The organism is Streptomyces aculeolatus (assembly GCF_020400605.1).
Taxonomy (GTDB): Bacteria; Actinomycetota; Actinomycetes; order Streptomycetales; family Streptomycetaceae; genus Streptomyces; species Streptomyces aculeolatus.
Genome location: NZ_JAINRD010000035.1, coordinates 20,542 through 40,183, shown reverse-complemented (window position 1 = coordinate 40,183; position 19,642 = coordinate 20,542). Strand labels below are relative to the sequence as shown.

Genomic DNA, 19,642 nt, shown 5'->3' with positions numbered 1-19,642 from the left:
GCGGGGGCGGTGCCCGGGCAGCCGCGCCGGACACGATGGGCGGCATGATGAGGACGGAGCAAGGAGGCAGGATGAGCAGGCCGCGGCGGTACGCGACCGCGCTGGGGCGCGCCCTCGTGCTGGTGGCGCTCGCCCCGCTGGTGACCCTGGTGCAGGCCGTCATGCTCGCTTCGCTCGTGGTCGCCTTCGGGCTGGGGCTGATGTTCGTCTTCCCCTGGGCCGTCGGCCTCACCCGCGGCACCGCCAACCTGGCGCGGGCCGTGCACGGCCGCTGGACCGGGCGGCCCATCCCGTCGCCGTACCTCCCCGCGCCGCCGCACCCGCGCCCCGGGCCCGACGGCCGCTACCGGCACCTGGGCATCAGCTACCGCAGCCCGGCGCTGCCGGAGTTCTTCGAGCGCGTCCACCGGCTGCTGTCCGACCGCGCCACCTGGCGGGACACCCTGTGGCTGGTCGCCGACCCGGTCGTGGGCCTGGCGATGGCCGCGCTGCCGCTGCTCGCCGTCGGCTACGGGCTGTTCGGCATGGCGCTGCCGCTGCTGTGGGACCCGTCGTACCCGGGGGACACGCTCGCCGACTACGCGGGCGTCGAGGTCGCCTCGCATGGCACCGCCCTGGCGCTGGTGCCCGTGGGGGCGGTGCTGTGCGCGGTCGGGCTGTGGGCCGGGCCGCGGGCGATGGCCCTGCACGCGCGCTGGACCCGGACCCTGCTGGCGCCGGCACGGGCCTCGGAGCTGGCGCTCCAGGTCGCCGAGCTGGACCGGAAGCGTACGGCCGCCACCGACTGGCAGGCGGCGGAGGTGCGCCGCATCGAGCGGGACCTGCACGACGGGCCGCAGGCGCGGATCGTCGCCCTCGGCATGACGGTCTCGGCGGCGGAGGAGCTGGTCGACGACGACCCGGCGGCGGCGAAGGTGCTGCTGCGGCAGGCGCAGGAGTCGTCCTCAGCGGCGCTGCGGGAGCTGCGCGGGCTCGTACGCGGCATCCACCCGCCGGTGCTGGCGGAGCGGGGGCTCGGCGACGCCGTACGGGCGCTGGCGCTGGACAGCGCGCTGGACGTACGGGTCGAGGTCGACCTGCGCGGGCAGCTGCCGGACCCGGTGCAGTCCGCGGCGTACTTCGCGGTGGCGGAGATCCTCGCCAACGCGGGCAAGCACGCCGCGGCGGACCGGGTGGACATCGACCTGTGGCACCGCGACGGCGTGCTGCGGGCGACGGTCACCGACGACGGGCGCGGGGGCGCCGAACCGGCGACGGGGGGCGGCCTGCGGGGCGTGGAGCGGCGGATCAAGCCGTTCGACGGGGTGCTGGCGGTGAGCAGCCCGCAGGGCGGGCCGACGACGGTGGCGGTGGAGATCCCGTGCCCGCTGGGGGAGGAGTGCTGCGAGCCCGGGACGGGGCCCGTCCCGGGCGCCGGCGCAGGGGCCGCGCGCGGGGAGGCGGGCCGCGGGGAGCTGTGGCTGACCGCGCTGGCACCGGTACTGTGTTCCGTCGCGCTCTTCCCGCAAGGGCTGGTCGCGGGGCTGCTGCTGATCTTCGGCACGGACAACAGGTCGTGGTTCCTGGCGCTGTACATGCCGGAGCCGCTGCGCTGGCCCACGGTGCTGGCGATGGTGGCGCTCGGCCTGAGCGGGGTCCGGCCGCTGCTGCGGCGGTGGCGGAAGAGCGGTGCGGAACAGCGGTGTTGACGGGGGGACGCACAGCCGTCCCGGCGGCCGGGGCGGAGAGGAGCGGGGCAGTGCGAGTCGTCCTGGCGGAGGACCAGTACCTGCTGCGGGACGGGCTGACACGGCTGCTGCAGGCGCACGGCATGGAGATCTGCGCCGCGGTCGAGTCCGGGGACGAGCTGCTGGCGGCGCTGCGCGCCGAGCGGCCGGACGTGGCGGTGGTCGACATCCGGCTGCCGCCGACGTTCACGGACGAGGGCCTCCAGGCGGCGCTGGCCGCGCGGCGCGAGCGACCGGACCTGCCGGTGCTGATCCTCTCGCAGCACGTGGAGCAGCTGTACGCGCGGGAGTTGCTCGCGGACGGCCGCGGTGCGGTGGGGTATCTGCTGAAGGACCGGGTGTTCGCGGCGCGGCAGTTCGTGGACTCGGTGCGGCGGGTGGCCGAGGGCGGCACGGCGATGGACCCCGAGGTCATCGCGAAGCTGCTGGCGAGCAACGCGCGCGACGAGCCGCTGGGGCGGCTGACGCCGCGGGAGCGGGAGGTGCTGGCGGGGATGGCGGAGGGCCGCTCGAACGCGGCGATCGCGCGGCAGCTCTTCCTCTCGGAGGGCGCGGTGAGCAAGTACACGACGAGCATCTTCGCGAAGCTGGACCTGCCCCCGTCGGACGACGACAACCGCCGGGTGCGGGCGGTCCTGGCGTACCTGAACGGCCGGGTGGAGTAGGCGCGGAGCGCCTGCGGCGGGCGCCGGTTGCCGGTTCCGTGCCCGCCCGGGACCGGCTGCCCGCGCCCCGCTCTCGCCGTCAGGCGCGGATGCGCAGGCCCCGGGGGGTGGCCAGGAAGCCGGACTGCTCCAGGAGCGTGCCCAGGGGGGAGTCCAGGGCCGGGGTGGCGTTGATGCGCTCCACCGTCGCCGTACGGCCCAGCGCGCCGCCGCGGGCCGCCGCCGCGAGCGCGTCGGCCGCCGCGGCGAGCCGCGGGTCGTCCGCCGGCGGCCAGGCCAGCAGCGTCCGGCCGCCGCGCTCCACGTACAGCGCGAGGTCGCCGTCCACCAGCACCACCAGCGCGCCCGCCTTCCGGCCGGGCTTGTGCGTCGTGCCGGGCGGCGGCTCGGGCCAGGGCAGAGCGGCCCCGTACGCGTTCGCCGGGTCCGCCGCCGCCAGGACCAGCGCACGCTGCCCGCCCCGGCCGGAACCCCCGGCGCCGTAGGCGCCGTTCGGCCGTGCGCCGCCGCCGCGCGGGCGGCCGCGGCCACCGCCCAGGGTGTGCCCCTCGTACGGGCCCGCCGGACCTTCCCCGGACGTGAACGCGTCGTCCTCCGCCGCCCCCGCGGCGTCGGAGAAGCCGCCGGCGTGCTCCCGGCTCGTGGCCACCGCCCGCAGCCGGTCCACCGCGCCGTCCATGGCGAACTGCGCGGCGCCCAGCCCCTCCACGACGTACCCCCGGCGGGCCTGGCCCGTCTCCTCGAACGCCGACAGCACCCGGTAGGCCGCAGAGAAGCCGCCCTCCACGCCCTCCGCCGACACCGCGCCGCGGGTGACGACCCCGTGCCGGTCCAGCAGCGTGCGCGCCAGCGCGTGCGCGCGGTGCGTGGTGTCCGGTTCGCGCTCGGGCAGCAGCGACCAGCGGCCGGAGACCGTGGGCGGCCCGTTCCGCGACGCCGTGCGCGCGGCGCCCGCGACCGCCAGGCTGCCGTAGCGCCCGCGCGGCGTGGGCCGTTTCGCGCGGTGCGCCGTCGCGCCCGCGGTGCGGCCCGAGCCGAGGAGCGCCCGCAGCGGGCCGAGGGTGTCGTTCGTCAGCCGCCCCGACCAGGCGAGATCCCAGACGGCGTCGGCGAGCTGCGCGTCGGTGGCGTCCGGGTGCGCGGCGCGCACCTGCTCGGCGATCTGCCGGAAGAACAGCCCGTACCCGCCGGTCAGCGCGGTCAGCACCGCCTGGTGCAGCGGTGTGAGCTCCAGCGGATGCGGCTCGTGCAGCAGCAGCGGCGCGGAGTCCGCGGGATACAGGGAGATCCAGCCGTCCTTGCCCGGCAGCGCGCCGGCGCCGGCCCAGACCACCTCGCCCGAGTTCGTCAGCTCGTCGAGCATCGTCGGTACGTACCCCGAGACCCGCGACGGCAGCACCAGCTTCTCCAGCGCCGACGCGGGCACCGGGGCACCCTGCAACTGCTCCACGGCCCGGACCAGGCCGTCGAGGCCGCGCAGGCTGTGCGTGCCCAGGTGCTGCCACTGCGGCAGGAACGCCGCGAGCGCAGCCGGGGCGACGGGTTCCAGCTCCTCCCGCAGCGCGGCCAGCGACCGGCGCCGCAGCCGCCGCAGCACCCCGGCGTCGCACCACTCCTGGCCGATGCCCGCCGGGTGGAACTCGCCCTGTACGGTCCGGCCCGCCGCCGCCAGGCGGTGCAGCGCGCCGTCGGTGACCGCCGCCCCCAGGCCGAAGCGCGCCGCGGCCTGCCCGGAGGTGAACGGCCCGTGCGTACGGGCGAAGCGCGCCAGCAGGTCGCCCAGCGGGTCGGCCACCGGCTCCGTGAACGCCTCCGGCACCCCCACCGGCAGCGCCGTGCCCAGCGCGTCCCGCAGCCGGCCGGCGTCCTCGACGGCCGCCCAGTGCGCCGTCCCCGCGAGCCGCACCCGGATCGCCCGGCGGGCGCCCTCCAGCTCCCGCACCCACGCCTTCTCCGCCCCGCGCTCCGCCAACTCCTCGTCCGTCAGCGGCCCGAGCACGCGCAGCGCGTCCGCGACGCCCTCGGCGTCCTTGAGCCGCCGCTCGTCCGTACGCCACTGCAGCTCGCGCTCCAGCTCCGCCAGCACCTCGGCGTCCAGCAGCTCGCGCAGCTCCGCCTGCCCCAGCAGCTCGGCGAGCAGCCGGGAGTCCAGCGACAGCGCCGCGGCCCGGCGCTCGGCCAGCGGCGAGTCGCCCTCGTAGAGGAACTGGGCGACATAGCCGAAGAGCAGCGAGCGGGCGAACGGCGACGGCTCCTGCGTCGTCACCTCCACCAGCCGCACCCGGCGGTTCTCCACGTCGCCCATCAGCTCCGTGAGCCCCGGGACGTCGAAGACGTCCTGGAGGCACTCGCGCACCGCCTCCAGCACGATCGGGAACGAGCCGAACTCGCTGGCCACCTGGAGCAGTTGGGAGGCGCGCTGCCGCTGCTGCCACAGCGGCGTGCGCTTGCGCGGGTCGCGGCGGGGCAGCAGCAGCGCGCGGGCCGCGCACTCGCGGAACCGGGACGCGAACAGCGCCGAGCCGCCCACCTGGTCGGTGACGACCTGGTCCACCTCGCCCTTGTCGAAGAGGACGTCGGCCGCGCCGACCGGCGACTGCCCGCCGTCCCCGTCCGCGTCCGCGGGGGTGCCGGCGCCCGCCGGGTCGACGTCGAGCAGGTCGAGCCCCATCAGGTCGGTGTCGGGCAGGCGCAGCACGATGCCGTCGTCGGCGTGCATCACCTGGGCGTCCATCCCGTACCGCTCGGTGAGCCGGGCGCCGAGCGCCAGCGCCCACGGGGCGTGCACCTGCGCGCCGAACGGCGAATGGACCACCACCCGCCAGTCGCCCAGCTCGTCCCTGAAGCGCTCCACGACGATCGTCCGGTCGTCCGGCACGTGCCCGCAGGCGGCGCGCTGCTCCTCCAGATACGCGATCACGTTCCCCGCGGCCCACGTGTCGAGCCCCGCTGCCCGCAGCCGCTCCTGCGCCGCCTGCCGGTCCATGCCGCTCAGCTCCCGGAGGAACGCGCCCAGCGCCCGCCCCAGCTCCAGTGGCCGGCCCAGCTGGTCGCCCTTCCAGAACGGCAGCCGGCCCGGCACCCCCGGGGCGGGGGAGACCAGCACCCGGTCCCGGGTGATGTCCTCGATGCGCCACGACGTGGTGCCCAGCGTGAAGACGTCGCCGATCCGCGACTCGTAGACCATCTCCTCGTCCAGCTCGCCGACCCGGCCGCCGCCCTTCTTCGGGTCGGCACCGGCGAGGAAGACGCCGAAGAGGCCGCGGTCCGGGATCGTGCCGCCGGAGGTGACGGCGAGGCGCTGCGCGCCCGGACGGCCCTTGACCGTCTGCGCCACCCGGTCCCACACCAGGCGCGGACGCAGCTCGGCGAAGGCGTCGGAGGGATAGCGCCCGGCGAGCATGTCCAGCACTGCTGTGAACGCCGACTCCGGCAGCGCGGCGAACGGCGCCGCCCGCCGCACCAGCGCCAGCAGCTCGTCCACGTCCCACACGTCCATGGACGTCATCGCGACGATCTGCTGCGCCAGCACGTCCAGCGGGTTGGCCGGGATCCGCAGCGACTCGATGGCGCCCTCGCGCATCCGCTCGGTGACCACCGCGGACTGCACCAGGTCGCCGCGGTACTTGGGGAAGACCACGCCGCGCGAGACCGCGCCCACCTGGTGCCCCGCGCGGCCCACGCGCTGCAGCCCGGAGGCCACCGACGGCGGCGACTCGACCTGCACCACGAGGTCCACCGCGCCCATGTCGATGCCCAGCTCCAGGCTGGACGTGGCGACCACCGCCGGCAGCCGTCCGGCCTTGAGGTCCTCCTCCACCTGCGCACGCTGCTCCTTGGAGACCGACCCGTGGTGTGCGCGGGCGATCACCGGCGGCGCGCCCTGTGCCGCTCCGGACTGGGCCATGATCTCGGCGGGCGGCGGTGCGTCCGCCGCCGGCGGCTCGCCGGTCGCGCGCTCGTACGCGATCTCGTTCAGCCTGTTGCACAGGCGCTCCGCGAGGCGGCGCGAGTTGGCGAAGACGATCGTCGAGCGGTGCTCCTCCACCAGGTCGACGATGCGCTCCTCCACATGCGGCCAGATGGACGGCCGGTCGGCGCCCGCACCGTCCTCCTGCACGGGCGAGCCGCCCAGCTCCCCCATGTCCTCGACGGGCACGACGACCGACAGGTCGAACCGCTTCTCCGACGGCGGCTGCACGACCTCGACCCGGCGCCCCGGCGACAGGAACCGCGCCACCTCCTCCACCGGCCGGACCGTCGCCGACAGGCCGATGCGGCGCGCGGGCCGGGGCAGCAGCTCGTCCAGCCGCTCCAGGGAGAGCGCGAGGTGGGCGCCGCGCTTCGTGCCCGCCACGGCGTGCACCTCGTCCAGGATCACGGTCTCCACCCCGGCCAGCGCGTCCCGCGAGGCGGACGTCAGCATCAGGAACAGCGACTCGGGCGTGGTGATGAGGATGTCCGGCGGGCGGTTGGCGATCGAGCGGCGCTCGGCCGCGGGGGTGTCACCGGAGCGGATCGCGACCCGCACCTCCGGCTCCGGCCGCCCGAGGCGCACGGCCTCCTGGCGGATGCCCGTGAGCGGGCTGCGCAGATTCCGCTCGACGTCCACGGCGAGCGCCTTCAGCGGCGACACGTACAGCACCCGGCAGCGCTTGCGCGCCTCCGCGGGCGGCGGGACGGACGTCAGCCCGTCGAGCGCGGAGAGGAACGCCGCCAGCGTCTTGCCCGAGCCGGTGGGGGCCACGACCAGCACGTCCGAGCCCTCGCCCAGCGCCCGCCAGGCGCCCTCCTGGGCGGCCGTGGGCGCGGCGAAGGCGCCCTCGAACCACGCCCGCGTCGCCGGGTCGAACGTCTCCAGCACCGATCTCGCCATGTGAACCATCGTGCACCCGACCACTGACACCCAGCACACTTGTCCCCATGGGGTCGCGTACGGCGCGGGCGTCGGGCGACGCCGACCGCGAGTGGGCCCGGCACTGGCGCTACACGAGCCTGCCCGGCCTCGACCTGCTGCGCGCCCGCTACGTCGGGCACACCTTCCCCACCCACTCCCACGACGGCTACGTCTTCGGCGCCGTCACCGCGGGCGTGGAGGCCGTCGGCCTGCCGGACGGGACGCTGCTGGCCGGCCCCGGCACGGTCGTCATGATCAACCCCGAGGTGCCCCACACTGCCCGCGCCGGCGCCGCGGAGGGATGGTCGTACTCGACGCTCTACCCGTCCGCGGGCCTGGTCCGCGAAGTGGCCGCCGAGGTCACCGCCATCCGCGGGACGGCGGGCTTCGGCGAGACGATGGTCGACGACCCCGGCGGCGCCCGCCTCATCACCGAGGTGCACCGCGCCGCGGAGGAGGACAACCCGCTGGCCGCCGACAGCGTGCTGCGCGTCGTGCTGGCCCGCCTGCTGCGCCGCCACGGCGCGCGGCTCCAGGGGCGCGTGGTGGCGTCCGCGGGCGCGCGGACCGCCGAGCGGGCGCGGGCGGTGCTGGAGGAGCGGATGGCGGCGCCCCCGACGCTGGAGGCGCTGGCGGCGGAGCTGGGCACGTCCCCGTTCTCGCTGCTGCGGGCGTTCAAGGAGGCGTACGGGACGCCGCCGCACCGCTGGCTGACCGACGCGCGGGTGCGGCGCGCGCGGCGGCTGCTGGACGAGGGCCTGCGGCCGTCGGAGGCGGCGGTGACCGTGGGGTTCACCGACCAGCCGCACCTGAACCGGCACTTCACCCGCATCGTCGGCGTCCCCCCGGGCGCGTACCAGCGCGAGCGGGCCGGCTGAGCGGCCGCGCGGGCCGGCCGCACGGGCCGGTCACGCGCAAGAACGTACAAGACCGGTCGGACCCCGGCCGCATAACGTCCGGCCCATGGCCACAGAAGCACACCCGCCGCCCACAGCCGATCCCGCGCCGGAGGACCGCGCCGCCCTGCGCGACGGGCTGGGGGTCGGCGTCGCCGTCGGGCTCTCCGGGTTCGCGTTCGGCGTCACCGCGGCGGGCGCAGGGCTCAGCGCCGCGCAGGCGTGCGCCATGAGCCTGCTTATCTTCACCGGCGCCTCGCAGTTCGCGCTCGCCGGCGCGGTAGCAGCGGGCGGCGGCCCGTTCGCCGCCGCGGCCGGGGCCTTCTTCCTCGGCGTACGGAACGCGTTCTACGGGCTCCGCCTCGCCCCCATGCTCCGGCTGCCCCGCGCGCTGCGCCCGTTCGCCGCCCAGTGGGTCATCGACGAGACGGCCGTCGTCACCATCGCCCAGCCCACCCGCCGCGCCCAGCGCATCGGCTTCCTCGTCACCGGGCTGACCCTCTACGTCTGCTGGAACGCGACCACGCTCGCCGGGGTGCTCGGCGCCGAGGCCATCGGCGACACCGCCGCCTGGGGCCTGGACGCCGCCGGGCCCGCGGTGTTCCTGGCGCTGGTGGGCCCGATGCTCACCGGGACCGTGGAGCGGGCCACCGCGGTCGTCGCCGTCGCGCTCGTCCTGGGCACGCTGCCGGCCCTGCCCGCCGGGACACCGGTGCTGGTGGCCGCGCTGGCGGCGCCGCTGGTGCTGGTGCTGCACGGGAGGCGCGGGCGCGTACAGGGGGACCCCGGGGAGGGACCTGACGGGCCGGAAGGACCTGACGGGCCCGGTGGCGCCGGCGCGCGGAAGGCGGAGGGGGCCGCGTGACGACCTGGCTTGCGATCGGGCTGACCTTCGCCGGCTGCTACGCCGTCAAGCTGCTCGGCCTCTCCGTGCCCTCCGGGGCCCTGGAACGCCCCCTCGTGCGGCGCCTGGCCGCCCTGCTGCCGGTCGCCCTGCTGGCGGCCCTCACCGCGCAGCAGACCTTCGCCGACGGCACGACGCTGGTCTTCGACGCCCGCGCCGCGGGGCTGGCGGCCGCCGGTGCCGCGCTGCTGCTGCGGGCCCCGTTCCTGGTCGTCGTGGCCGCCGCGGTGGTCGTCACCGCGGCCGTGCGGGCGCTGGCCGGCTGACGGACCCCGGGGTGTGCGCGGGCCGACAGGGCCGGTGCCCGCGCTCGCCCCGGCCCCACCGCGCGCCCCCGGGCACACCCCGCACGCCGATCCGCCCCCGTACGCCCACAGCCGCCTCGTACGCCCGTGTCCCGCCCTCGCACGCCCCCGCCCCGCCCCACGCGCCTTCAGATCCGTCCGTACGCCCTCAGCGTCAGCAGCGCCTCCAGCGTCGCCAGCGGCCGCGCCTCCAGCTCCGCCCCCGGCGACCAGCGCCGCCAGGCCACCGGCCACCCGCCGTCCGCCCGCTGGTTCGCCACCAGGAAGTCCAGCGACCGCGCCATCTCCGCGTCGCTGAACCACCGCCGAGCCAGCGACCCCGGCCGCCGCGCGAAGTCGTGCGGGTGGTGGTGCTCGCCCGGCGCGTGGCCCTCCGCCGCCGGCTCCGCGCCCGCCCGGTCCGGATCCAGCAGCACCAGCCGCTCGGCGCGCACCAGCCGGCCCAGCCGGTCCGCGGCGGCCTCCGCGCGCCGCCGGTCGGGCACGTGGTCGAGGAAGGCGACCGCGGCCTCCGCCTCGTACGGCCGGCTGCCGCGCAGCGTCTCGACGGCGTGCCAGCAGAAGTCCGTGGCGCGGAAGAGCCAGGCGTGCCAGATGTCGTTGCGGTGCAGCAGCCCCACGACCGGAGCGGTGGTCAGCAGCGCGCTCGGCGGGTCGGCGGGCACCGGCAGCCACGGCGCGGCCGGGTAGCCGCGCAGCGAGGGGTGCACGGCGGGCAGGGCCCCGTCGGCGTTCGAGACGGCGGTCAGGTAGCGGCAGACGTCCTCGGCCCGGCGGCCGGTGCAGCGGCCGAGGGAGTCGAGGACCCGCAGCGCGTGCGCGGTGTGCAGCGGCTGGCTGCCCGGACCGCGCAGATCGGGGTCCAGGGCGTGCCCGTAGCCGCCGTCGGCGTTGCGGTACGCCTCCAGCGCCTTCTCCACCCCGTCGGCGTCGGCGGCGCCGGGCACGAAGTGGTGGGCGAACCGGCGCTGCTCCAGCACACGGGCGGTCAGCCAGATGAACTCTGCGGCGCGGACCTGCGGGGACTCAGCCATGGGGCGACGTTACGAGCACCGCGGGGCCGGCCGGGAGGCCAACGGGCCGGGAGCACTCTCAGGTGCACGTACGCGCTGGATAATGGACGCATGCGGTTGACGGTCTTCTGGCAGCGGATGCGCGACTACTTCGGCGAGCCCTACGTCGACTCCTTCGCCCGCGACCACGTGATGTCCGAGCTGGGGGGCCGTACGGTCCGCGAGGCGCTGGACGACGGGTGGGACGCGCGCGACGTCTGGCGCGGGGTGTGCGCGGCGATGGACATCCCGGCGGAGATGCGCTGACGATGACGCGGCCGCCTTCGGCCACACTGTTCGTCCATGGCTGCATCGGCTGCATCTGACGACACCACCGCGCTCGGGACGCCCGCCGCGCCGGACGCCCCGTCCGCGCCCGGTACGCCCCCGGGCGACGGCGCCCCGCCCGCGGCATCCCGCGAGCGCATGCCTCCCTGGCTGCCCCGCGCGATAGTGCTCGCGCTGGCCCTGTTCGCCTGCTTCCACATCGCGGAGTGGGCCTTCCACGAGCTGTACGGGCTGCTGCTCAACATCGTGGTCGCCTTCTTCATCGGGCTTGCCTGCGAGCCCGCCGTCGACCGCCTCGCCGCTCGCGGCATGCGCCGCGGTGCCGCCACCGCGCTGGTCTTCCTCGGCGTGCTGGCGGCCGCAGCCGCGTTCGTCGCCGCCCTCGGCTCGCTGGTCGCCGACCAGATCCGGCTGATCGTCGAGAACTTCCCCGACTACGTCGCGTCCCTCATCGAGTGGATCAACGAGCGCTTCGGCACCAAGCTGCGCGTGGACGACCTGCAGCAGGACTTCCTGAAGTCCGAGGTCGTACGCGACTACCTGCAGCGCAGTGCCGACAACGTGTGGGGCATCTCCACCACCGTCCTCGGCGGCCTGTTCACCGCGCTGACTGTGGTGCTGTTCGCGTTCTACTTCACCGCCGAGGGCCCGCGGCTGCGCCGCGCGATCTGCTCCGTACTGCCGCCCGCGCACCAGGCGGAGGTGCTGCGCGCCTGGGAGATCGCGGTCGCCAAGACCGGCGGCTACCTGTACTCCCGCGGCCTGATGGCGATCGTCTCGGGCATCGCGCACTACATCGTGATGATGCTGCTGGACGTGCCGTACGCGCCGGCGCTCGCGGTGTGGGTGGGCGTCGTCTCGCAGTTCGTGCCGACGGTGGGCACGTACATCGCCGGGGCGCTGCCGATCCTGCTGGCGTTCACGGTCGGGCCGTGGACGGCGGTGTGGCTGCTGGGCTTCGTGATCCTCTACCAGCAGTTCGAGAACTACCTGCTGCAGCCGCGGATCACCGCCAGGACCGTGGACATACACCCCGCCGTGGCCTTCGGGTCGGTCGTCGCCGGAGCGGCGCTGCTGGGCGCGGTGGGCGCGCTGATCGCGATCCCGGCGACCGCGACGCTGCAGGCGTTCCTCTCCGCGTACGTACGCCGCTACGAGGTCGACGAGCGCGCCCACGACGACCGGCGCAAGCGCCGCCACCCCGCGCGGCTGGCCCGGATGCGCGCCGCGCTGCACCGCCGCCCCGGCGGGCCCCCGGCCGGCCCGCCCGGCGACGAGGACCCCGGCGAGCACCCGGACGACGGCAACCGGGAGTCCTAGCCCACCCCCTGCCCGCCGTCCTCCGGCGCGTTGCGCGGCACCGCGATCGTCACCCGGAGCCCTCTCGGCTCGTTGCGTTCGTACGAGATGCGTCCCCCGCCCGCGGCCAGCAGCGCCCGGACGATGGACAGCCCCAGACCCGAGCCGGAGACGTTCTGATGCCGTCCGCTGCGCCAGAAGCGGTCGCCGATGCGGCCAAGCTCCTCGTCGGTGAGCCCGGGCCCGCCGTCGGCGACCGCGACCGTCACCTCGCCGCCGTCCGCGGCCACCCGCACCTCCACCTCGCCGCCCTGCGGCGAGAACTTCACGGCGTTGTCCACCACCGCGTCCAGCGCGCTGGACAGCGCCACCGGATCCGCCCAGCCGGTCACGGCGCGGGCGCCGGACAGGAACAGCCGTACGTCCTGTCCCTCGGCCAGCGGGCGCCAGCTCGCCACCCGCTCCGCCGCCAGCCGGGCGACGTCGGTCACCTCCAGGTCGGCGGGGGAGTGCTCGGCCAGCGCCAGGTCCAGCAGGTCGTCCAGCACCCGGGCCAGCCGGGTGCCCTCCGCCTGCACCGACTCGATCTCCGCCGCGGCGTGCGGCGCCTCCAGGCGCAGCAGCTCGATGCGCAGCAGCAGCGCGGACAGCGGGTTGCGCAGCTGGTGGGAGGCGTCGGCGACGAAGGTGCGCTGCTTCTCCAGCACGTCCTCGACGTTGTCGGCCATCTCGTTGAAGGAACCGGCGAGGCGGCGCAGCTCCAGCGGCCCGCCGGCGGCGGCGACGCGGGACTTCAGCCTGCCGGTGGCGATGTCGTGGGTGGCCTTGTCGAGCACCCGCACGGGCCTGAGCACCCAGCCGGTCAGCCGGTACGCGGCCGCCACCGCGACCGTCATCGCCGCCGCGATGCCCGCGCCGAGCCACAGCCAGCCGGTGAGGGTCCGCGAGCGCATGGCACCCGTGGGGGAGTCGGTGACCACGACGGCGACCACGTCCCCGTCCCGTACGACCGGGGAGGCGACGGTGAGCCGGTCGTCCTGCCAGGGCCAGACCTGCGCCGGGTCGTGGCTGCGGCGGCCCGCCAGGGACTCGGAGAAGGCCCGCTCGCCCTCGGCGCCGGCCATGGCCCGCCAGCCGGCGGGGGCGGCGGCCATCGCGGTGCGGTCGCGGTAGTAGACGCCGGCGCGGATGCCGTAGAGGTCGTGATAGCGGCGCAGCTCCTCCTGCAGCGCGCGCAGCCGCTCGTCCTCGGCCGGCGGCCGGGCCTCGTTGCGGGAGGCGACGTACTGCGCGAGGGAGGCGAAGCGCGCGGTGTCGTCGATGCGGTCCACGATCACGCGCTGCTGCTCCTGCCCGGCGATCCGGTCGGCCAGCGGGAAGCCGAGCGCGAGCAGCATGCCGGCCATGAGCACGATCAGCAGGGGGAGGAGCCGGGTACGCATCCGGGGAGGGCCTCAGCCGGCCGGCGGGGGCACGAGGCGATAGCCGACGCCGCGCACCGTCTCGATGAGCGCGGGCAGGCCGAGCTTGCTGCGCAGGGAGGCGATGTGGACCTCCAGGGTCCGGCCCGTGCCCTCCCAACTGCTGCGCCACACCTCGCTGATGATCTGCTCCCGCCGGAACACCACGCCGGGGCGCGCCGCGAGCAGCGCGAGCAGGTCGAACTCCTTGCGGGTGAGCTGCACCTCCGCGCCGCCGACGGTGACCCGGCGGGAGTTCGGCTCCAGCGTCACGGGGCCCACGACCAGCGGCGCCGCGGCATCGTCGGCCCGCTCACCGGCCGTGGCCGCGCCCGCGCCGCCAGGTCCTGCGGCGGGCTCCGGCTCCGCCGCCGCGGTGCGCCGGGCGACGGCGTGCACGCGGGCGAGCAGTTCGCCCGTGTCGTACGGCTTGACGACGTAGTCGTCGGCGCCCAGGTTGAGCCCGTGGATCCGGGACCGGACGTCCGAGCGCGCGGTCACCATGATCACGGGTGTGCCGGTCAGCTTGCGGATGCGTCCGCACACCTCGAAGCCGTCCTGGTCGGGCAGCCCCAGGTCCAGCAGCACCACGTCGAACGGCGCCAGCTCGCTGTGCAGCAGCTCCTGCAGCGCCTCCTGGCCGCTGTGGGCCATGCCCACCTCGAAGCCGTGCCGGGCCAGCACCGCGGAGAGCGCGGTGGCCACGTGGTCGTCGTCCTCGACGAGCAGCAGCCTCATCGACCCTCCCGTTCCCTTTCTCGCGTATCGTCTCAGCCCGCACACGAATACAGGCGGATACGGCCCTGCCTCGTCAAGTCCGGCCAGGTCACCCAGCGGTTTCCGTTATGTGACGGGTACGGAGAGCAGCATCCCGATTCCACCCATTGTGTCCGATTGCAGCCGGATCGTTATGCTCAATTTCCCCTCAGATGTGATGACGCTGGTCGAGGCTGCTCACTAAGGTCCAGGCAACCGAAGAGGACGGAGCAAGACGCGGATGACCGAGGTTTCGATGGCCAAGGACGCCGTTCCGGCTGCGGGTGAACCGCTGGTCGTGCTGGACAACGTCAACAAGCATTTCGGTGCGCTCCACGTGCTCCAGGACATCGACCTGACGATCGCGCGCGGCGAGGTCGTCGTCGTCATCGGGCCGTCCGGGTCCGGGAAGTCCACGCTGTGCCGCGCGATCAACCGGCTGGAGCCCATCGACTCCGGCCGCATCACCCTGGACGGCAAGCCGCTGCCCGCCGAGGGCCGCGAGCTGGCCAAGCTCCGCGCCGACGTGGGCATGGTCTTCCAGTCGTTCAACCTCTTCGCCCACAAGACCGTGCTGCAGAACGTGACCCTCGGGCAGGTCAAGGTCCGCAAGAAGGACAAGGCGGCCGCGGAGACCTCCGCCAGGGCCCTGCTCGACCGGGTGGGCGTCGGCAACCAGGCGGACAAGTACCCCGCGCAGCTCTCCGGCGGCCAGCAGCAGCGGGTGGCGATCGCCCGCGCGCTGGCGATGGAGCCCAAGGTGATGCTCTTCGACGAGCCCACCTCGGCCCTCGACCCCGAAATGATCAACGAGGTGCTGGAGGTAATGCAGCAACTCGCCCGGGACGGTATGACTATGGTCGTCGTCACGCACGAGATGGGCTTCGCCCGCTCGGCGGCGAACCGGGTGGTCTTCATGGCCGACGGCCAGATCGTGGAGGAGACGACGCCCGACCAGTTCTTCACCAACCCTCGCAGCGACCGGGCGAAGGACTTCCTGTCGAAGATCCTGCACCACTGAGCTGCCGGCAACACACCAGACAGAAGGATGCTCACCATGAATCTCCGCAAGGTCAGCGCGGCCGCTGCCTGCGCACTCGCCCTCTCCGTCACCGCGGCCGCGTGCGGCTCCGACGACGACAGCGGCGACAGCGGTGACGGCGGCGGCAAGGACAAGATCACCATCGGCATCAAGTTCGACCAGCCCGGCCTCGGGCTGAAGGAGCCCGACGGCTCGTACTCGGGCTTCGACGTGGACGTCGCCACGTACGTGGCCAAGGAACTCGGCTACTCCGAGGACCAGATCGAGTGGAAGGAGGCGATCAGCGCCGACCGCGAGACCATGCTGGAGCGTGGCGACGTGGACATGATCGCCGCGACCTACTCGATCACGGACGAGCGCGAGCAGAAGGTCGACTTCGCCGGCCCGTACCTGCTGGCCCACCAGGACCTGCTGATCCGCGCCGACGACGACATCACCAAGGGCGAGGACCTCAACGGCAAGACCCTCTGCTCGGTCACCGGCTCCACCTCCGCGCAGAACGTCAAGGACACCATCGCGCCCAAGGCCCAGCTCGCCGAGCGGCCCGGCTACTCCGAGTGCCTCGACGCGGTCGCCAGCGGCTCGATCGACGCCCTGACCACCGACGACTCCATCCTCGCCGGCTACGCCGCCCAGGAAGCCAACAAGGGCAAGTTCAAGCTCGCCGGGCTGAACCTGAGCAACGAGAACTACGGCGTCGGGGTCAAGAAGGGCGACGAGAAGATGAAGACCGACGTCGACGCCGCCCTGGAGAAGATGGTCTCCGACGGTTCGTGGGAGAAGTTCATGGACGCCAACCTCGGCCCCGCGAACTACGACTTCGAGCCGGCGCCGAAGATCGGCGACATCAAGTAGCGAGCCGGCCGCACCGCCGCGGCGGCGGTGCGGCCGCACTGTCAGAGCGGTGGTGTGCCGCCCGGCCCGGGTGGTACACCACCGCGTCCACTTAAGGCGAGAGCGCTGGACTGACGTTGGACATCATCTCCGATTACGACACACAGATCCTGGACGCGTTCTGGGTCACCGTGAAACTCACCTTGCTGTCCGGCCTGTTCTCCCTCATCTGGGGAACGCTGCTGGCGGCCATGCGGGTCAGCCCCGTCCCGCTCATGCGGGGCTTCGGCGCCGTCTACGTGAACGTCATCCGGAACGTCCCCCTGACGGTCATCATCGTCTTCTGCTCCCTCGCGCTCGCCGACGTCTTCGGTGTCACGATGGGCGCACAGGGCAACTTCGACGCCCTGTACTTCCGGCTCGCCGTGCTCGGACTGTCCGCGTACACCGCCGCGTTCGTCTGCGAGGCACTGCGCTCGGGCATCAACACCGTGCCCGTCGGCCAGGCGGAGGCCGCCCGCGCGATCGGGCTGAGCTTCACCCAGGTCCTCACCATCATCGTGCTGCCCCAGGCGTTCCGCTCGGTCGTCGGCCCGCTCACCAACGTCCTCATCGCCCTCACCAAGAACACCACGGTGGCGGCCGCCATCGGGGTCGCCGAGGCGGCCCTGCTCATGAAGGAGATGATCGAGAACGAGGCGCAGCTCCTCCTCATCTCTGCGATCTTCGCGCTCGGCTTCATCGTGCTGACCCTGCCGACCGGGCTCTTCCTCGGCTGGGTCGGCAAGAAGGTGGCGGTCAAGCGATGACTTCCGTTCTCTACGACGCCCCCGGCCCGAAGGCCAAGCTGCGCAACGTCGTCTACACCGTGGTCTTCCTCGTCGTGCTGGCGCTCGGCGTGTGGTGGGTCATCGACAAGCTGAACGAGAAGAACCAGCTCGAATGGGTGCTCTGGAAGCCGTTCTTCACGGACTCCCAGGCATGGACCACCTACCTGCTGCCCGGCCTCGGGGAGACGCTGAAGGCGGCCGGTCTCGCGCTGCTCATCGCGCTGCCGCTGGGCGCGGTCTTCGGCATCGCGCGGCTGTCGGACCACAGGTGGGTCCGGGTGTCGGCGGGCGCGGTCGTGGAGTTCTTCCGCGCCATTCCGGTGCTTCTCCTGATGCTGTTCGCGAACCAGTTCTACTCCGAGTACACCGGCATCAGCAGCGAGCAGCGCCCGCTGTACGCCGTCATCACCGGGCTCGTGCTCTACAACGCCGCCGTGCTCGCCGAGATCGTGCGCGCCGGCATCCTCTCCCTGCCCCGGGGGCAGACCGAGGCCGCCAAGGCCGTCGGCCTGCGCAAGGGCCAGATGATGGGCTCCGTGCTGCTGCCGCAGGCCGTCACCGCGATGCTGCCCGCGATCGTCAGCCAGCTCGTCGTCATCGTGAAGGACACCGCCCTCGGCGGCGTGATGATCGGCTTCAGCGAGCTGCTCGTCGAACGGCGCACGCTGGCGTCCAACTACTCCAACGTGTTCGCCAGCTTCATCGTCGTCGCGGTGATCTACGTCGTCGTGAACTTCATCCTGACCTCCCTGGCCAGCTGGCTGGAGCGCGTGGTCCGGCGCGGCAAGAGGACCACCGGCGCGGTGGTCGGGGTCGGAGAGGTCGACGACCTGAGCACCGGCGCCGTGGGCGGCGGGGTGGGCCGACTGGCCGGCGGGGTGCCTCCCCGGGTCCTCAGGGGTGATGCCGATCCCGGCGGCGGAGGCGGTCCCGGCGACGGCCGGGGAGACGTCGGCAAGTAGCTCGGGGGCAGCCCGACGGGGCGGCCGGAAGCGCTCGGCTTGACTGCGATGTGCGGCAGTGGGTTGCATACCTCGTGTGATCGCGCACCCGGCTCCGAAACCCTTAGTACGTAGGCACCATGGCGCCGGAGGCGCATCGCCGTGGACCCGGTGATCATCGTCGGGGCGGGCCCGGTCGGGCTCGCCCTGTCGTTGGCTCTGGCACGGCACGCGGTCCCCACGGTCCTCCTCGACGACCGCCCCGCGGGCGACGCCGAGGAGGACGGCAGGCCCGCGGGTCCGCGCCCGGCCCGTACCGTCGTACTGCGCCCGCACACCGCCGCGTTCCTCGACCGCATCGGCGCCGCCGACGCCGGTGAGCGCGGCGCCCGGCTCACCGGCTGGCGCGTGCTGCGCGGCGGGCGGACGCAGGTGCGGGTGGAGTTCGGCGACGCCGGACCCGCGCCGCTGCACGTCGCGCAGTCCGCCCTGACCACCACGCTGGCGGCCCTGGCCGAGAACTCCCACCACGTGGAGGTCTTCCGCGGCAGCCGGCTGACCGAGCTGGCGCAGGAGCCGTACGGCATCAAGGCGCGTACCCGGGCCGGGACCTGGTGGCGCGGCAGCTGGCTCGTCGGCTGCGACGGCGCGCGGTCGACCGTGCGCAAGCTGCTGGAGGTGCCGTACGCCGGCCGCACGGCCGTCGAGCGGCACGCCGTCGCCGCCGTACGGGCCGACCTGCCCTGGCCCGGCGAGGGCGTCCTGTACCGCGGCGCCCCGCGCAGCGGACCCGGCGCCGAGTGCGTCGCCCGGCCGCTCGGCGACGACCGGTGGCGGCTGGACTGGCTGCTGCCGCCCGGCGGCGGCGTCGTCACCCCGGAGGCCCTCGTCGCCCGGCTGGAGGCCACCCTGCGCGCCTGGACGGGCACCCGCCACCCGTCGTACGAACTCCTCGACACCGGCGTGCACACCGTCCACCACCGGCTCGCCCGCCGCTGGCGGCGCGGGCGCGCGCTGCTCGCCGGCGACGCCGCCCACCTGGTGGGCTCCCTCGGCACCCAGCAGCTCGACGAGGGCCTCGCGGACGCCGAGAACCTCGCCTGGAAACTCGGCCGCGTCTGGCACCGGGCCGGCCGCGACGACTCCGGCGACGACCTCGTCGACACCTACGCCACCGAGCGCCGCGGCGCGATCAGCGCCCGGCTGCGCGCGGCCGACCAGGTCCGCCCGCTGCTGCGCCGCGCGGGCGGCCTGCGGGCGGCGGTGCGCGGCAAGTCGGCGGCGGAGCTGCTCACGGACGGGCATCTGGGCCGCGGCCGGATAGGCGGCCCGCCGGTGTACGGCACGGCGCCGACGGGCCTGGACGGGGTGGTCACGGTGGGCACGGCCCCCGGCGCCCTGGTCGACGACGTCCAAGTGATCGCACCGGACGGTTGGACGGGCCGGCTCTCCGAGCGGCTGGGCGGCGACCCGCTGGTGGTGCTGGTGGCCCCGGGCACCCGCGTCTGGGACCGCAGCCGCTGGCTGCAGGCGGGCCTGATGCCGAAGCTGGTGCGGCTGGTGGGCGAACTCCCCGTCCGCGCCCGGCTGCTGGTCGCCGAGTCCTACCCGGGCGCTGCGGCGCACACCGTGCTGTACGTCCGCCCGGACGGCCACCTCATGGCGGCGCTGGCGGGGGTGCGCGAGGAGGCGATGCGGCTCTGCGCGAACCGGATGCTGGGGCGGCCGGACGACGCGGAGGAGTAG

At 74.6% G+C, this 19,642-nt stretch carries 16 protein-coding genes; 12 read left to right on the top strand and 4 right to left on the bottom strand.

Features of this window, described 5'->3' with window-relative positions:
* Positions 1 to 71: 71 nt before the first annotated feature.
* Positions 72 to 1,688: a sensor histidine kinase gene (locus tag LG396_RS36315; RefSeq protein ID WP_225797976.1), complete on the top strand. Its 1,617-nt coding sequence runs from the start codon at positions 72 to 74 to the stop codon at positions 1,686 to 1,688.
* Positions 1,689 to 1,738: 50 nt separating this feature from the next.
* Positions 1,739 to 2,392, top strand: coding sequence for a response regulator transcription factor (locus LG396_RS36310; protein ID WP_018838072.1), 654 nt, complete (start codon positions 1,739 to 1,741; stop codon positions 2,390 to 2,392).
* Positions 2,393 to 2,471: 79 nt separating this feature from the next.
* Here the strand turns inward: LG396_RS36310 and LG396_RS36305 are convergent, their stop codons facing one another.
* Positions 2,472 to 7,268: an ATP-dependent helicase gene (locus tag LG396_RS36305; protein ID WP_225797975.1), complete on the bottom strand. Its 4,797-nt coding sequence runs from the start codon at positions 7,266 to 7,268 to the stop codon at positions 2,472 to 2,474.
* A gap of 47 nt (positions 7,269 to 7,315) precedes the next feature.
* Between LG396_RS36305 and LG396_RS36300 the strand changes: the two genes are divergently transcribed.
* From LG396_RS36300 to LG396_RS36290, 3 genes are all read left to right on the top strand, one after another.
* Complete coding sequence (locus LG396_RS36300; RefSeq protein WP_018838074.1) at positions 7,316 to 8,167, top strand: AraC family transcriptional regulator; 852 nt, start codon at positions 7,316 to 7,318, stop codon at positions 8,165 to 8,167.
* A gap of 85 nt (positions 8,168 to 8,252) precedes the next feature.
* Positions 8,253 to 9,050: an AzlC family ABC transporter permease gene (locus tag LG396_RS36295; RefSeq protein ID WP_225797974.1), complete on the top strand. Its 798-nt coding sequence runs from the start codon at positions 8,253 to 8,255 to the stop codon at positions 9,048 to 9,050.
* Complete coding sequence (locus LG396_RS36290) at positions 9,047 to 9,355, top strand: AzlD domain-containing protein (protein ID WP_037745283.1); 309 nt, start codon at positions 9,047 to 9,049, stop codon at positions 9,353 to 9,355. Before LG396_RS36295 ends, LG396_RS36290 begins: the two co-directional genes overlap by 4 nt.
* Positions 9,356 to 9,522: 167 nt before the next feature.
* Here the strand turns inward: LG396_RS36290 and LG396_RS36285 are convergent, their stop codons facing one another.
* Positions 9,523 to 10,428: a hypothetical protein gene (locus LG396_RS36285; protein WP_018843518.1), complete on the bottom strand. Its 906-nt coding sequence runs from the start codon at positions 10,426 to 10,428 to the stop codon at positions 9,523 to 9,525.
* 90 nt (positions 10,429 to 10,518) lie between these two features.
* On the opposite strand from LG396_RS36285, the gene LG396_RS36280 reads away from it, so the two are divergent.
* Positions 10,519 to 10,713 (top strand): DUF3046 domain-containing protein, encoded by a 195-nt coding sequence (locus tag LG396_RS36280; protein ID WP_018838078.1) that lies wholly within the window; start codon positions 10,519 to 10,521, stop codon positions 10,711 to 10,713.
* A gap of 159 nt (positions 10,714 to 10,872) precedes the next feature.
* On the top strand, positions 10,873 to 12,054 hold the full coding sequence (locus LG396_RS36275; RefSeq protein ID WP_372483632.1) for an AI-2E family transporter: 1,182 nt from the start codon (positions 10,873 to 10,875) through the stop codon (positions 12,052 to 12,054).
* Here LG396_RS36275 and LG396_RS36270 read toward each other — a convergent pair.
* A complete protein-coding gene (locus LG396_RS36270; protein WP_225797972.1) occupies positions 12,051 to 13,475 on the bottom strand; it encodes a sensor histidine kinase in 1,425 nt (474 codons plus the stop codon). The two genes, LG396_RS36275 and LG396_RS36270, sit on opposite strands and share 4 nt — an antisense overlap.
* Before the next feature lie 12 nt (positions 13,476 to 13,487).
* Positions 13,488 to 14,231: a response regulator transcription factor gene (locus LG396_RS36265; protein ID WP_225797971.1), complete on the bottom strand. Its 744-nt coding sequence runs from the start codon at positions 14,229 to 14,231 to the stop codon at positions 13,488 to 13,490.
* A gap of 259 nt (positions 14,232 to 14,490) precedes the next feature.
* On the opposite strand from LG396_RS36265, the gene LG396_RS36260 reads away from it, so the two are divergent.
* The 5 genes from LG396_RS36260 (at position 14,491) to LG396_RS36240 (ending at position 19,642) form a co-directional block, all read left to right on the top strand.
* Positions 14,491 to 15,270 carry an amino acid ABC transporter ATP-binding protein gene (locus LG396_RS36260; RefSeq protein ID WP_018838082.1) on the top strand — a complete coding sequence of 260 codons (780 nt, stop codon included), beginning with the start codon at positions 14,491 to 14,493 and terminating at the stop codon, positions 15,268 to 15,270.
* Between the two features lie 36 nt (positions 15,271 to 15,306).
* Positions 15,307 to 16,146, top strand: a complete 840-nt coding sequence (locus LG396_RS36255) for a glutamate ABC transporter substrate-binding protein (protein WP_018838083.1) — start codon at positions 15,307 to 15,309, stop codon at positions 16,144 to 16,146.
* 116 nt (positions 16,147 to 16,262) lie between these two features.
* On the top strand, positions 16,263 to 16,934 hold the full coding sequence (locus LG396_RS36250; protein WP_018838084.1) for an amino acid ABC transporter permease: 672 nt from the start codon (positions 16,263 to 16,265) through the stop codon (positions 16,932 to 16,934).
* On the top strand, positions 16,931 to 17,917 hold the full coding sequence (locus LG396_RS36245; RefSeq protein WP_018838085.1) for an amino acid ABC transporter permease: 987 nt from the start codon (positions 16,931 to 16,933) through the stop codon (positions 17,915 to 17,917). The genes LG396_RS36250 and LG396_RS36245 overlap by 4 nt, the downstream gene beginning before the upstream one ends.
* A 141-nt stretch (positions 17,918 to 18,058) precedes the next feature.
* Positions 18,059 to 19,642, top strand: coding sequence for an FAD-dependent monooxygenase (locus tag LG396_RS36240; protein WP_225797970.1), 1,584 nt, complete (start codon positions 18,059 to 18,061; stop codon positions 19,640 to 19,642).